Source organism: Mycolicibacterium brumae (assembly GCF_025215495.1).
Lineage (GTDB): Bacteria > Actinomycetota > Actinomycetes > Mycobacteriales > Mycobacteriaceae > Mycobacterium > Mycobacterium brumae.
On record NZ_CP104302.1, the window covers coordinates 648,736 to 663,075 of the forward strand.

11 protein-coding genes and 1 pseudogene are annotated in these 14,340 nt (G+C 69.0%); 8 read left to right on the forward strand and 4 right to left on the reverse strand.

The annotated features are described in order from the left end of the window. The first annotated feature begins 8 nt into the window (after window positions 1–8). The 8 genes from sucD (at window position 9) to L2Z93_RS03390 (ending at window position 10,722) form a co-directional block, all read left to right on the forward strand. Window positions 9–911, forward strand: a complete 903-nt coding sequence (gene sucD, locus L2Z93_RS03355) for a succinate--CoA ligase subunit alpha (protein WP_090589129.1) — start codon at window positions 9–11, stop codon at window positions 909–911. A gap of 208 nt (window positions 912–1,119) precedes the next feature. Next, window positions 1,120–2,094: a DUF5336 domain-containing protein gene (locus L2Z93_RS03360; RefSeq protein ID WP_162561922.1), complete on the forward strand. Its 975-nt coding sequence runs from the start codon at window positions 1,120–1,122 to the stop codon at window positions 2,092–2,094. A 25-nt stretch (window positions 2,095–2,119) separates the two neighbouring features. Next, the gene (locus L2Z93_RS03365) at window positions 2,120–3,655 is read left to right on the forward strand and encodes a cell division protein PerM (RefSeq protein WP_090589130.1); all 1,536 of its coding nucleotides are present in this window, start codon (window positions 2,120–2,122) and stop codon (window positions 3,653–3,655) included. 516 nt (window positions 3,656–4,171) lie between these two features. Then, window positions 4,172–4,813 (forward strand): phosphoribosylglycinamide formyltransferase, encoded by a 642-nt coding sequence (gene purN, locus L2Z93_RS03370; protein WP_090589131.1) that lies wholly within the window; start codon window positions 4,172–4,174, stop codon window positions 4,811–4,813. Window positions 4,814–4,844: 31 nt separating this feature from the next. Continuing rightward, entirely contained in the window at window positions 4,845–6,410 is a 1,566-nt protein-coding gene (gene purH / locus L2Z93_RS03375) for a bifunctional phosphoribosylaminoimidazolecarboxamide formyltransferase/IMP cyclohydrolase (RefSeq protein ID WP_090589132.1), read from the forward strand. 30 nt (window positions 6,411–6,440) lie between these two features. After that, window positions 6,441–7,343 carry a bestrophin family protein gene (locus tag L2Z93_RS03380; RefSeq protein ID WP_234786148.1) on the forward strand — a complete coding sequence of 301 codons (903 nt, stop codon included), beginning with the start codon at window positions 6,441–6,443 and terminating at the stop codon, window positions 7,341–7,343. Between the two features lie 9 nt (window positions 7,344–7,352). Further along, window positions 7,353–8,768: a sigma 54-interacting transcriptional regulator gene (locus L2Z93_RS03385; protein WP_090589133.1), complete on the forward strand. Its 1,416-nt coding sequence runs from the start codon at window positions 7,353–7,355 to the stop codon at window positions 8,766–8,768. After that, window positions 8,761–10,722, forward strand: coding sequence for a vWA domain-containing protein (locus tag L2Z93_RS03390; RefSeq protein WP_090589134.1), 1,962 nt, complete (start codon window positions 8,761–8,763; stop codon window positions 10,720–10,722). Before L2Z93_RS03385 ends, L2Z93_RS03390 begins: the two co-directional genes overlap by 8 nt. Here the strand turns inward: L2Z93_RS03390 and L2Z93_RS03395 are convergent, their stop codons facing one another. From L2Z93_RS03395 to L2Z93_RS03410, 4 genes and pseudogenes are all read right to left on the reverse strand, one after another. Then, complete coding sequence (locus L2Z93_RS03395; RefSeq protein WP_090589135.1) at window positions 10,723–11,310, reverse strand: nuclear transport factor 2 family protein; 588 nt, start codon at window positions 11,308–11,310, stop codon at window positions 10,723–10,725. It abuts the gene before it with no gap. A 38-nt stretch (window positions 11,311–11,348) separates the two neighbouring features. Then, the gene (locus L2Z93_RS03400) at window positions 11,349–11,771 is read right to left on the reverse strand and encodes a DUF6188 family protein (protein ID WP_090589136.1); all 423 of its coding nucleotides are present in this window, start codon (window positions 11,769–11,771) and stop codon (window positions 11,349–11,351) included. Between the two features lie 73 nt (window positions 11,772–11,844). Beyond that, window positions 11,845–13,349: pseudogene (locus tag L2Z93_RS03405) on the reverse strand (oleate hydratase). A 127-nt stretch (window positions 13,350–13,476) separates the two neighbouring features. Then, window positions 13,477–14,334 (reverse strand): 3-hydroxyacyl-CoA dehydrogenase, encoded by an 858-nt coding sequence (locus L2Z93_RS03410; RefSeq protein ID WP_090589137.1) that lies wholly within the window; start codon window positions 14,332–14,334, stop codon window positions 13,477–13,479. Between the last annotated feature and the right edge of the window lie 6 nt (window positions 14,335–14,340).

A 14,340-nucleotide genomic window follows, 5' to 3' on the forward strand; every position in this document is an offset into this window, starting at 1 on the left:
CCACGAACATGTCTATCTTCCTGAACAAGGATTCCAAGGTCATCGTCCAGGGCATCACCGGCGGTGAGGGCACCAAGCACACCAAGCTGATGCTCAAGGCCGGCACCCAGGTGGTCGGCGGCGTCAACGCCCGCAAGGCCGGCACCACCGTGGCCCACGTCGACGCCGACGGCAACGACGTCGAGCTGCCGGTGTTCGGCAGCGTCGCCGAGGCGATGGAGAAGACCGGCGCCGACGTGTCGATCGCCTTCGTGCCGCCGGCGTTCTGCAAGGACGCCATCATCGAGGCCATCGACGCCGAGATCCCGCTGCTGGTGGTCATCACCGAGGGCGTCCCGGTGCAGGACACCGCCTACGCGTGGGCCTACAACCTGGAGAAGGGGCAGAAGACCCGGATCATCGGGCCGAACTGTCCGGGCATCATCACCCCGGGTGAGGCGCTGGTCGGCATCACGCCGAACAACATCACCGGCAAGGGGCCGATCGGCCTGGTGTCCAAGTCCGGCACGCTGACCTACCAGATGATGTACGAGCTGCGCGATCTCGGTTTCTCCACCGCGATCGGCATCGGCGGCGACCCGGTCATCGGCACCACCCACATCGACGCCATCGCCGGCTTCGAGAAGGACCCGGAGACCAAGGTCATCGTGATGATCGGCGAGATCGGTGGCGACGCCGAGGAGCGGGCGGCCGACTACATCAAGGCCAATGTCAGCAAACCGGTCGTCGGCTACGTCGCGGGCTTCACCGCCCCGGAGGGCAAGACCATGGGCCATGCCGGCGCGATCGTGTCGGGCTCCTCGGGCACCGCGCAGGCCAAGAAGGAGGCCCTGGAGGCCGCTGGCGTCAAGGTCGGAAAGACCCCGTCGGAGGCCGCGCGGCTGGCCCGCGAGCTCTACCAGTCGCTGTAGGCACATCCACAAGACCGGCGCCGGGGCGAACCGCCCCGGCGCCGATCGCTTTTCGGTCTCGCCGCCCTGACACGCCAAGCGGGCACACGGTCAGCCCAGCAACGTGCGCTAGCGTGGTTCACCGAGCCGCACCGCGCGCCGCTGTCTGCGTGCGCGCGATGCGGGACGGTTGCGCCATCTGTCGGCGCCCAATGATTCAGGAGGGGTCATGACCTACTCGTCCGGCGGTTACCAGCCGCCACAGCCGCCGTCCTACGGCGGTCCCGGCTCCGGGTCGTTCGCCGCCCAGAATCCGGCCCCGGCCGCGGCCGTCGAGCCCGCCGAACCCGGCGAGAGCAAGCTGCCGTTCCTGCTGAAGATCACCGTGGTGGCCACCGGCCTGCTGGCCTACCTGGCCGCGTTCGGCCCGACGCTGGTCTACAACAGCGAGTACCTGGAGGGCAACGCCACCGACAGCTGGCTGGTGCTGTTCTCGCTGGCCGCCGCGCTGGTCGCCGGCGTCAGCCTGCTGCCCAAGGCCAAGGAACTGTCGCCGACGGTGGCGGTGCTCGCGTCGCTCGGCCTGCTGGTGGTGATCGCCAAGATTGTCAACGCGGGCGAGGGCCTCGAGTACGGCTGGGCCATCTGGATCGTGCTGGCGCTGGCGCTGCTGCAGGCCGCCGCGGCGGTGCTGGAGCTGCTGTACGACAGCGGCGTGCTGACCCCGCCGGTCCCGCAGCCCAAGGCCCCCGAGTTCCCGCAGTACGGCGGTTACGGCGCGCAGGGCGGCTACTACGGCCAGGCCCCGCAGCAGGGCGGTCCCGGCGAGCGCCCCGGCTACCCGACCCAGTACGGCGGCTACAACCCGCCGTCGACCCCGTCCTACGGGCAGTCGCCGTCCTACGGCCAGGCCCCGTCCTACGGTCAGGCTCCGCAGCAGCGCACCGGCCCGCAGTCGTCGCAGGGCCATGCCCCGCAGGGTCCGGACACCCCGCCGACCGGGTTCCCGAGCTTCAGCCCGCCGCCGGCCGTCGGCTCCGGGCAGCACTCGGCGCAGCCCACCCAGGCGCAGCCGATTCAGCAGTCGCAGCCGAGCCAGCGTTCCGAGCCGAGCCAGCGCTCCGCTCCGGAGCCGTCCGCGGAGCCGACGCAGCAGGTCGAGCAGAATCCGTCGTCGGGGCCCGGTCAGGGCCCGTCGGCCTGATCCGGTCAATCGCGACCGGGTCTGAATGACGGACAACGGCGTAGCGGGGGCGAGGCAGGCCCGGGATTTGCTCCGGGTCGCCTTCGCCCCCGCACTCATCGCGCTGCTCATCATCGCGGCAGTGGTGCTGCTGCAGCTGCTGATGGCGAACAGCGACATGACCGGCGCCTTCGGCGCCATCGCCAGCATGTGGCTGGGCGCGCACCAGGTGCCGATCTCCATCGGCGGCCGGGTGCTCGGCGTGATGCCGCTGCTGCCGGCCATGTTGATGGCCTGGGGCGCGGCGCGCACCACCGCCGCCGCCACCGCGGCCAACTCGTCCTGGTTCGTCATCCGCTGGGTGGTGGCCTGCGCGCTCGGCGGCCCGCTGCTGATCGCGGCGGTGTGCCTGGCCGTCGTGCACGACGCCGCGTCGGTGCTCACCGAACTGCAGACCCCCAACGCGTTGCAGTCGTTCGGCTGCGTGCTGTTCGTGCACGGCGTCGGGGCCGTCATCGGGGTCGGCTCGCGGGTGGGCCGACGCGCCCTGGACGCCACCCCGCTGCCCGGATGGACGTTCGACGCGCTGCGGGCAGCCGCCGCGGGCGTGCTGGCGCTGTTCGGCCTCTCGGCCGCCGTCACCGCCCTGTCGCTGGTGGTGCATTGGGGCACCATGCACGACCTGTACGGCATCACCGACTCGATGTTCGGGCAGTTCAGCCTCACCGTGCTGTCGGTGCTGTACGCGCCGAACGTGATTCTCGGCATGTCCGCGGTCGCCGTCGGATCCAGCGCCAACATCGGCTTCGCGACCTTCAGCGCGTTCACCGTCTACGGCGGTGACATCCCGGCGCTGCCGATCCTGGCGGCCGCCCCGACGCCGCCGCTGGGCCCGGTCTGGGTGGCCTGGCTGATCATCGGCGCGGCAGCCGGCGTCGCCCTCGGGCAGCAGTGCGCGCGGCGCCCGCTGCCGATCGGCCCCGCCGCGGCGAAGCTGGCGGTGGCCTCGCTGCTCGGTGCGCTGGCGATGGCGGTGCTCGCCCACTTCGGGGCCGGAGCGCTGGGCAACTTCGGCGACGTCGGAGTGGACCAGGCCACCTTCGGTCCCGCGGTGTTCTTCTGGTTCTTCACCATCGGCGCGCTGACCGTCGCGATGGCCGGCGGGCTGACCCGCGCGCCGCGCAAGCCCAAGGTCGCCGCCACCCCTGAGCCCACGGAACCCCTCTCCGAGTCCTCGGCTGAGGAGTCCGTTGAGTTCGACGACTTCGACGATCCAGAAGCCGCCGAGGACGCCGATCCGTTGTCTTGGTCCAACCCGGTGACCGAACCCATCGGTGGCCTGCTCGGCGAGCCGGAAGCCCCGCCCGCCGACGAGGGGCCGGCGCTGCGGCTGGGCCCCGATCCTGCGCCCCGCCCAGCTTCGGCAGCTCCTCCTCCTGCTGGGCCCCCGGCACGGCCCGCTGGGCCTCCGCCGCGCCCCGCTGGGCCTCCGGCACGGCCCGCTGTGCCCCCGGCAGGGCCCGCTGCGCCGCCGGACCTCCCCGACGTCGAGGACCTGCTCGACACCGACGACGACGGGTAGGGCCTACCCGCGGTTGCGCCGTCGCTGCCGGGTAATCCCGTACGGAACAGAGCGCTCGCGGAGTTCGCTTTCCGCGAGCGCTCGCCTGTGTACGCCGGGGGCTGTACCTAGCCGAGCTGTCGCCGGGCTGGCTAGCCGCGAGCGCTCGGCTGTGCCCGCGTTCTTCTGCGAATTTGTGCGAGCTTCCTCGCGAGCGTCGCGGGCTCGGCACGAGAGACCACGTTCTGCACGAGCGCCACTTTCTGCACGAGAGCCACTTTTGGTACGCGAAAGCCCAGGACAGGGTGTGCCAGAAGCGGCGCTCGTGCAGAAAGTGGCGCTCGCGGACGGCGGACGGCCTTCGAGGCACGCCGCTCGCGGACGGCGGACGGCCTTCGAAACACGCGCTCGCGGACGGTGGACGGCTTCGAAGCACGCCGCCCGCCACGCGGAGGCGCCCATGAGGGCACGCCCGACAAGGCAGCGCACGCCACGACCCACCGAACTCGCCGGCAGCACGCCGATTAAGCTGCTCACGTGCCGAATCCCCCCAGCCTGCCCGCCTGTGCGCCGGCGCGACTGGTGGTGCTGGCCTCCGGGCAGGGTTCGCTGCTGGAATCGCTGTTGAAGGCCGCGGTCGGGGACTTCCCGGCCCGCGTGGTGGCCGTCGGGGTGGATCGCGACTGCCGCGCCGCCCACATCGCGGAGCAAGCCGGGGCGAGCGTGTTCACCGCAAAACTGCGCGACCACCAAGACCGCGACGCCTGGGACGCGGCCTTGACCGAGGCCGCCGCCGCGCACGACCCCGACCTGGTGGTCTCGGCCGGTTTCATGAAGATCCTGGGGCCGCAGTTTCTGGGCCGCTTCCCCGGCCGGGTGATCAACACCCACCCGGCGCTGCTGCCGGCGTTTCCGGGCGCGCACGCGGTGTCGGAGACACTGGCCTACGGCGTGAAGGTCACCGGCTCCACCGTGCACGTGGTGGACGACGGCGTGGACACCGGCCCGATCCTGGCGCAGCAAGCCGTGCCGGTGCTCGATGACGACGACGTCGACACGCTGCACGAGCGGATCAAGGCCGTCGAGCGGAAGCTCTTGGTGGATGTGATCGACGCGGTGGTGACCCGCGGAGTGAGTTGGAACGGCCGTCAGGCCCAGTTTGGTGTGAAGGCCGAGTGAAGGTCAGTGAAGGCCGAGTGAGGAGAACCCGATGAGCGCGAAACGACAGATCCGGCGTGCCCTGATCAGCGTGTACGACAAGACCGGCCTGGCAGATCTTGCCCGCGGCCTGCACGAGGCCGGCGTGACCATCGTCTCCACCGGCTCGACCGCGAAAACCATTGCCGCCGCCGGTGTTCCGGTGACGCCGGTCGAGGATGTCACCGGCTTCCCGGAGGTGCTCGACGGCCGGGTCAAGACGCTGCACCCCAAGGTGCACGCCGGGCTGCTGGCCGACACCCGCAAGGCTGAGCACGTCGCGGCGCTGGCTGAACTCGGCATCGAGGGCTTCGACCTGGTGGTCGTCAACTTGTACCCGTTCTCCCAGACCGTCGAGTCCGGCGCGTCCGAGGACGAGTGCGTCGAGCAGATCGACATCGGCGGACCGTCGATGGTGCGCGCCGCCGCCAAGAACCATCCCAGTGTCGCCGTGGTCGTCGACCCGCTCGGCTACGACGGGGTGCTGGCCGCGGTGCGCTCCGGCGGCTTCACCCTCGAGGAGCGCAAACGCCTTGCCTCGCTGGCATTCCGGCACACCGCCGAGTACGACGTCGCCGTCGCGTCCTGGATGGGTGAGACGCTGTCACCCGAGGACGGCGACCACAAGACCCTGCCGCAGTGGGTGGCCGGGGCGTGGAAGCGTTCCGCGGTGCTGCGCTACGGGGAGAACCCGCACCAGCAGGCCGCGCTGTATGTCGACAACGTCGGCTGGCCGGGACTGGCGCAGGCCCAGCAGCTGCACGGAAAAGAGATGTCCTACAACAACTTCACCGACGCCGACGCGGCCTGGCGGGCGGCGTTCGACCACGAAGAGACCTGCGTGGCGATCATCAAGCACGCGAACCCGTGCGGCATCGCGGTCTCGACGACGTCGGTGGCCGACGCGCACCGCAAGGCGCACGCGTGTGACCCGCTGAGCGCCTTCGGCGGTGTGATCGCCACCAACACCACGGTCAGCGTCGAGATGGCGGAGACGGTCGCGGACATCTTCACCGAGGTGATCGTCGCCCCCGCCTATGAGGACGGGGCGGTGGAGATTCTGGCCCGCAAGAAGAACATTCGCATCCTGGTGGCCGCCGAGCCGCAGCCCGGCGGCGCGGAGTTCCGTCAGATCAGTGGCGGCCTGCTGGTGCAGACCCGCGACGAGTTCGGCGCCGACGGCGATGACCCGAACAACTGGACGCTGGCCACCGGCGACCCCGCCGATCCGGCCACCCTCGCCGACCTGGTGTTCGCTTGGCGGTCCTGCCGCGCGGTGAAGTCCAACGCGATCGTCATCGCCGCCGACGGGGCCACCGTCGGCGTCGGGATGGGCCAGGTCAACCGGGTCGACGCGGCCCGGCTGGCGGTGGAGCGCGCCGGCGAGCGCACCCAGGGGGCGGTCGGCGCGTCGGACGCGTTCTTCCCCTTCCCGGACGGGCTGGAGACCCTGATCGCCGCGGGCGTGAAAGCGGTCGTCCATCCGGGCGGATCGGTGCGTGACGACGAAGTGACCGCGGCCGCCGCGAACGCCGGCATCACGCTGTACCTCACCGGAGCGCGGCACTTCGCGCACTAGGGGCCGCTGCCGCGGGATTGGGAGACGCCGATGCTGATCAGGAAACGCATCCCGGTGAAGATGATCGTCGGGCGCACCTGGCACGAGTTGCTGCTCGCGGCGGGCATCACCGTCGGGACGTTCTTCGCCGACAAGTACCTGGCCAACAGTGAGTTCGAGTTCCCGACGGTGGTCCCCACCCTGCTGGGCACCGCGCTGGCCTTCTTCATCGGCTTCTCCAACAGTCAGGCCTATGACCGTTGGTGGGAGGCGCGGGTGGTGTGGGGCGCCATCACCAACGAATCCCGCTCCTGGGCGCGGAACTGCTTGAACAACATCGACGGCGAGCGCGCGGTCGCCGAACGAATGGTGCTGCGCCAGATCGCGTTCGTCTACGCATTGAAGGACACCCTGCGCGGCGCGTCGGACGCGAAGCTCAAGCAGGACGTCGTCAAGTATCTGACCGACGACGAGTACGCCGAACTGGCCGACAAGAAGAACAAGCACAACGCGCTCCTGGACTGGCACAGCAGGGATTTGGAGCGGCTGCGGGCCGGCGGCAACGTCGACGGCTTCCGGTTCATCGAATTCAACGAGCGGATCGTCAAGCTGTGCGACGAGATGGGCAAGGCGGAGCGGATCCGCAACACGGTCTTCCCGCCGACCTATAACTACTACACCCGGCTGTTCGTGTGGATCTTCATCGCCAGCCTCACCGTGGTGCTCTCGACCGCGGTCGGAGTGCTGGGGATCGTGCTGGCCTTCGCGGTCGGCTACGTCTTCCTGGTGAGCCAGGGCATCGGGATGACCCTGCTGAATCCGTTCGAACCCACCATCTTCGGCACCCCGCTGGACCAGATCAGCCGCACCATCGAGATCAACCTGCTGGAGATGCTCGGGCGCACCGACCTGCCCGAACCCTGGCCCTCGGTGCACGACGACTACGTGACCTAACGTGGAGGTGTGAGCGCACCCACCACCGCACCCACCACCGCACCCGCCGACCTGCCCCGCACCGTCGGCGAACTCCGCGCCTCCGGGCACCGGGCCAAAGGCGTCAAGCAGGAGATCGGTGACAACCTGCTGGTGGCGCTGGCCGCCGGAGACACCGCCGAAACCATCTGGCCCGGCATCCACGGCTTCGACGACACGGTGCTGCCGCAGCTGGAGCGGGCGCTGATCGCCGGCCACGACGTGGTGCTGCTCGGCGAACGCGGCCAGGGCAAGACCCGACTGCTGCGTTCGCTGGCCAACCTGCTCGACGAATGGACCCCGGTGATCGCCGGCTCGGAGCTCGGTGAGCATCCGTACCACCCGATCACCCCCGAATCCATCCGGCGGGCAAGAGAATCTGGTGATGACCTGCCGGTGGAGTGGCGACACCGCAGCGAGCGCTACACCGAGAAGCTGGCCACCCCGGACACCAGCGTCGCCGACCTCGTCGGCGACATCGACCCGATCAAGGTGGCCGAGGGTCGCAGCCTCGGCGACCCGGAGACCATCGCCTACGGATTGATCCCGCGCGCGCACCGCGGCATCGTCGCCGTGAACGAACTCCCGGACCTGGCCGAGCGGATCCAGGTCGCCATGCTCAACGTGATGGAGGAGCGCGACATCCAGGTCCGCGGCTACACGCTGCGGCTGCCTCTGGACGTGCTGGTGGTGGCCAGCGCCAACCCGGAGGACTACACCAACCGCGGCCGCATCATCACCCCGCTCAAGGACCGCTTCGGCGCGGAGATCCGCACCCACTATCCGCGTGAGCTGGCCGCCGAGGTCGATGTCATCGCCCAGGAAGCGCAGCTGAGCGCGGAGGTCCCGCCGTACCTGCTCGCCGTGATCGCCCGGTTCACCCGGCTGCTGCGCGAATCCACCTCGGTGGACCAGCGGTCCGGGGTCTCGGCGCGGTTCGCCATCGCCGCCGCCGAGACGGCCGCCGCTTCGGCGCGCCGGCGCGGCGCGTTGCTCGGCGAGGCGGAGCCTGTCGCGCGGGTGGTGGACCTCGGCGCGATCATCGACGTGCTGCGCGGCAAGCTGGAGTTCGAGTCGGGGGAGGAGGGCCGCGAGCAGGCCGTGCTGGAGCACCTGCTGCGCCGCGCCACCGCCGACACCGCCGCCCGGGTGATCGGCGGCATCGACGTCGCGCCGCTGGTCGCCGCCATCGACGACGGCGCGCCGGTCACCACCGGTGAGCGGGTGTCGGCCGCCGAGGTGCTGGAGGCGCTGCCGGAACTGTCGGTGCTCGACGAGATCGCCGACCGGGTGGACGCCCAGAACGACGGGCAGCGCGCCGCCGCAATAGAATTGGCGCTGGAGGCGCTGTACCTGGCCAAACGCATCGACAAGTCCTCCGAGGACGGCGAAGTGGTCTATGGCTAGAACGCGCTACTCCCCCTACACCGGCGGCCCCGACCCACTGGCCCCGCCGATCGACCTGCGCGACGCGCTGGAGCGCATCGGCGAGGACGTGATGGCGGGCGCGTCACCGCGGCGGGCGCTGCGCGAACTGCTGCGCCGCGGCATGAAGGGCATGACCGGCGCCGACGGGCTGGCCGCCGCCGCGAACCGCAAGCGCCGAGAACTGCTGCGGGAGAACAACCTTGACGGCACCCTGGCCGAGGTCAAGCGGCTGCTCGACGAGGCGGTGCTGGCCGAACGCAAGGAACTCGCCCGCGCATTGGACGACGACGCCCGCTTCGGCGAGCTGATGCTGGAGGCGCTGCCCAACTCGCCGGCCAAGGCGGTGTCCGAACTCTCCGAATACAACTGGCGCAGCGTGGACGGCCGCGACAAGTACCAGCAGATCAAGGACCTGCTCGGCGCGGAGGTGCTGGACCAGCGTTTCGAGGGTATGAAGGACGCCCTGCAGGGGGCCACCGACGAAGACCGCCAAGCGGTCACCGAGATGGTCAATGACCTGAACGCGTTGCTGGACAGGCATTCCCGCGGCGAGGACACCCAGGCGGACTTCGACGAGTTCATGGCCAAACACGGCCGGCACTTCCCGGAGAAGCCGTCGAACATCGACGAACTGCTGGACTCGCTTGCCCGTCGCGCCGCGGCAGCCCAGCGGTTCCGCAACAGCCTTTCGGCCGAGCAACGCGCCGAACTCGACGCGCTGGCGCAGCAGGCGTTCGGCTCCCCGGAGCTGATGTCGGCGCTGGACCATCTCGACGCGCACCTGCAGGCCGCCCGCCCCGGTGAGGACTGGTCCGGTGAGCAGCAGTTCTCCGGGGACAACCCGCTCGGCATGGGCGAGGCGACCCGGATGATGGAGGATATCGGCGAACTCGAGCAGCTCGCCGAACAACTGTCCCAGGGCTATGCCGGGGCCAGCATGGACGACATCGACCTGGACCTGCTGGCCCGACAACTCGGCGAGGACGCCGCTGTCAGCGCCCGCCAGCTGGCCGAACTGGAGCGCGCCCTGGCAGATCAGGGCTTCCTGGACCGCGGCGCCGACGGCAATTGGCGGCTGTCCCCGAAAGCGATGCGCCAACTGGGCAAAGCCGCATTACGCGATGTGGCACAACAGCTTTCCGGCCGCCACGGTGAGCGGCAGACCCGGCGCGCCGGCGCGGCCGGTGAGTTGACCGGCGCCACCAGAGCGTGGGAGTTCGGCGACACCGAACCGTGGAACGTCACCCGAACGCTGACCAACACGGTGCTGCGCCAGGCCGGATCCGGTGAGCCGGGTCCGCTGCGCGTCACCGTCGAGGACGTCGAGGTCTCCGAGACCGAGACCCGCACCCAGGCCGCGGTCGCGCTGCTGGTGGACACCTCGTTCTCGATGGTGATGGAGAACCGCTGGCTGCCGATGAAACGCACCGCGCTGGCGCTCAATCACCTGATCGGCACCCGCTTCCGCTCCGACGAGCTGCAGATCATCGGGTTCGGGCGGCATGCCCGGGAACTGTCGGCCGCCGAGCTGACCGCGCTCGAAGGCGCCCACGCCCAGGGAACCAACCTGCATCACGCGCTGTTGCTGGCCGCCAGGCATCTGCGCAGGCACCCGAACGCCCAGCCGGTGTTGCTGGTGGTGACCGACGGGGAGCCGACTGCGCACCTGGAGGACTTCGGCGACGGCGCCGAATCGTACTTCGATTACCCGCCGCACCCCCGGACCATCGCGCTGACGGTCAAGGCGCTCGACGACGTCGCCCGGCTGGGAACGCAGATCACCATCTTCCGGCTCGGCGACGATCCTGGATTGGCGAGGTTCATCGACCAGATCGCCCGCCGGGTCGGCGGGCGGGTCGTCGATCCTGACCTGGACGGCCTGGGCGCCGCGGTGGTGGGGGACTACCTGCGCTCCCGCCGCAAGCGCGCGTGATCAGTCCGAGCAGTCCAGCCACTTTCCGTCCTCGCGGACGTAGGTGGCCTTGTTGGAGAAGGTCTTCGGCGCGTCGTCGCCCACCTGGTTGACAACGGTGACGTCGGCCGTCGCGGTGTCGCCGTCGACGGCGATGTTCTCGATCTGTTCCAGCGTCATGGTGGTGGAGTCCGCGTAGATCTGCTGGAACGCTTTGTCCATCGCGGCCTGGTCGCTGGCGAGCAGCGCGTCGGCGGCGGCGTTCACGGCGGTTTCGCTGGCCTTCGGGTAGTCCCGCTGGAACTTCGCCGCCACAGTCGCCCGATCCAGGGCGGCGTTCTCCGCGGGGGTTCCGATCTCGGCGACCTGCGGGGCCTTCGTCGGCTTGGAGGCGACCTCTTCGCGGTTCTTCGAGCAGGTCAGCGCCGCCATCGCGGAACGGTCGTAGCTGGCGGTGGCCAACAGCATCTGGTCGGTTACGTCCCGGATCTGCTGCTCGTCGCTGACGCTTGAGGATTCGGGCGCGGCTGCCGGCTCCTCGGACTGCTTCGAACATCCGACCAGCCCGACGGAGGCAATGGCCAGTCCGGCCACCATGGTTCGCAACATGGGATCAGTCTCGCATGACGCCGGGACAGGTATCGGCGTCATTTCGAAGCGCGGTCCAACTCGTCGTCGGGCAGGTCATGGCGCACGACGCGCACCCGACCCGGGGGCAGGCAGGCCATGTATCCGTGTCGCCGGCCGTAAAGCTCCCACGCGGTCTCATTCTCATCGGGGTCGACGTCGATGCGGTGCCCGTGGGAGAAGCTGACGCGCAGGGCGCCGTTCTCTTCGCAGCACGCCTCGGTGACCGCCGCGCCGCTGAAGTTCAGCAACGGCACCTCGTAATCGTGGAAGTGCTTCGGGTCGACGAGGACCTGTTCCTCGGGGTGGGGTTCCACCGGTGGGGAGGTGAGCCGCATGGGCGTCGCGATGACGAGTTCGTTGTTGTCGTTGAAATTGAGCACGAGTCCGTCGCGCAGGCCGATCCGCTGGACGACGCACTGCTCGATCCACAGCGTATGCACGGTCGACTCCCTTCGACCTGGCGAGGTGAAACCGATGCTACGCCGGTCCGAAGGGGCCGAACAGGGCTCAAGGTCAGTCCTTGATCAGCCCGTACTCCACCAGCAGCTCGCCGATCTCGTTGTCGGTGAGCTTGCCGACCAGCCGCTTGCGGATGATCTCCGGCACCGGCAGGTCGACCTCTTCCTTGTCCCGCAGGTACACGGTGGCCTTGACGAGCTCGCGCACGTCGAAGGTGGAGCCGAACACCTCAGGCACGCCGCGTTCGATGCCGAGCAGCCGGTAGGCGGCCTCCATGCCGGTGCGCACCGAGTACTCGGTGGTGAAGATGCAGTCGCGGGTGGTCTCGGCGAACTGCCCGATGAACGCGAAGTTCACCGCGCCCTCGGGCACGACGTCGGGGCGGTCGCCGGCTTGCCGCGGCATGAAGAACGACGTGACGTAGGGCATCATCACCGGCACCGCTTTGGCCGCGTTTGCCGCCAGTTCGGGGATGTCGGCCTCGGTCACCCCGAGGTGGTAGAGCCACTCCTTGGTGATCTCCTCACCGGTGCAGTCCTGCATCGGCTTTTCCACGAAATCACCTGGGGTGTCGACGAACAACGCGTACACCCACACCACGATCTGGTCCTTGGGCTGCTGCTTGAAGTGCGGCTGACGATTGACCGTCCAGCTCATCAACCACTTGGAGTCCTTCACCGTCACAATGCCGCCGGTGACGACCTTGCCGCTGAACAGGTCCCGTTTGCAGATCCGCTGGATGTGCTCCGGGATCCGCTTGTCCAGGGTGGTGACGGTGCACGACTCCCACTTGGTCTTGGGAATGTCGCCGCCGAACACGTCGGGGCGCCCGAACGACGGGTCCTTCGCGGCGACGCGCCGCCACAGATCCCAAGCTGGAGCGGGCCCGGTGTTCAGTTTGGCCGGCGTGTGGTGGTCCCCTTCGTCGGAGTTTTCGGTCAGTGAGCCGATGGTGGCCAGCACCAGGTCGTCGGGCCCGAGGTCCACACCGCCGGGCTCGCCGCCGCTGATCCAGTGAATCCTGGTGGCTTGCTTGCGATCCGCGGTGATGTCGAAGTCGATGTCGGTGACCTGCGTGCCGAACTTGAAGGTCACGCCCTGGCCCAGCAGCCAGCGGTACAGCGGCAGCACCAGCGACTCGTACTGGTTGTACTTGGTGAACTTCAGCGCCGAGAAGTCCGGCAGCCCGCCGATGTGGTGGATGAACCGGTGCAGGTAGAGCTTCATCTCCAGCGCGCTGTGCCACTCCTCGAAGGCGAACATGGTGCGCCAGTACAGCCAGAAGTTGCTGGCCAGGAACTCCTCGCCGAACACCTCGTTGATGCGCTTGTTCTCCATCTCAGCCCGGGTGGCCAGGAAGACGTGCACGAGTTCTTTCTGCGCGGTCTGGGTGAGGGTGAACTTGCCGTCGAGGTGGGCATCTGGCCGTCGCGAATCATGAAGGCGGCGGCCGACATCGAGGCCAGTCCGGCGCCGACGAGCCATGCCGTCTTGTCATCGACTCCGGCGGGTTTGCGGGGGCGGGCGAAGGCTTCGTAGTTTCCGTTGCTGTAGTACATGGGCGCTCCTCGGTCGTGGCGGATCGGACGGTAGCGAGATCCGGTGCTCCGCTGCCCGGGTTCATCGCCAGCTTGTGCGTGACGCGAGATATTGACGAGTCCTGTTGTGTCGCGCCACAAGTGAGGATTAGACGTATTTGTAGAAACCCTCGCCCGATTCCAGGCCGAGCTTGCCCTTGTCGATGTAGTTCTCCTTGAGCCAGGCGGCGAGCTTGCGTTCCTCCTCGTCGCCGTGGCTCATGATGTTGTAGCCGGTGCGCATCCCGACGACGTCCCAGATCTGGCACGGCCCGGCCGGCGCGCCGGTGCCGATCCGCCAGGTGTTGTCCACATCGCCGGGGTCGGCGTAGCCGCCGGCGACCAGTTCCATTCCCGCGCGCAGGAACGGGACCAGCAGCGAGTTCAGCACGTAGCCGGCCTTCTCCTTGTGCAGTTCGATCGGCACCATGCCGATGGCGCGGGCGAATTCGACGACTTCGGCGTACACCTTCGGGTCGGTGTCGGGGTGGCCCATCACCTCGGCGGTGTTGTGCAGCCAGATCATGTTGGCGAAGTGCAGGTTCAGGAACCGGTCCGGCCGGCCGGTGTATGTGACCAGATCACTCGGGAGCAGGGTGGAGGAGTTGCTGGCGAAGATGGTCTTCGCTGGCGCGATGTCCGCCAGCTTCTGGTAGGTCTCCTGCTTGAGCGCCAGGATCTCCGGGATCGCCTCGATCACCAGGTCGGCGTCGGCGACGGCCGCGGCCAGATCGGTGGTCAGAGTGAGTCGGTCCAGCGCGGCCCGGGTGTTGTGCTCGTCCGCGCCGTCGACGTTCTTGACGTAGTTGGCCGCCAGCCGTTCGAAACGCCCGCGGGCGGCGACCAGCGCGTCGTTGTTGATGTCGTAGGCGGTGACCGGGAACCTCTTGTACGCGGCTTGGAAGGCGATCTGGGCGCCGAGCACCCCGCAGCCCATGACGGTGACGTTGCGGATCTCGGTGGCCATGGCGCT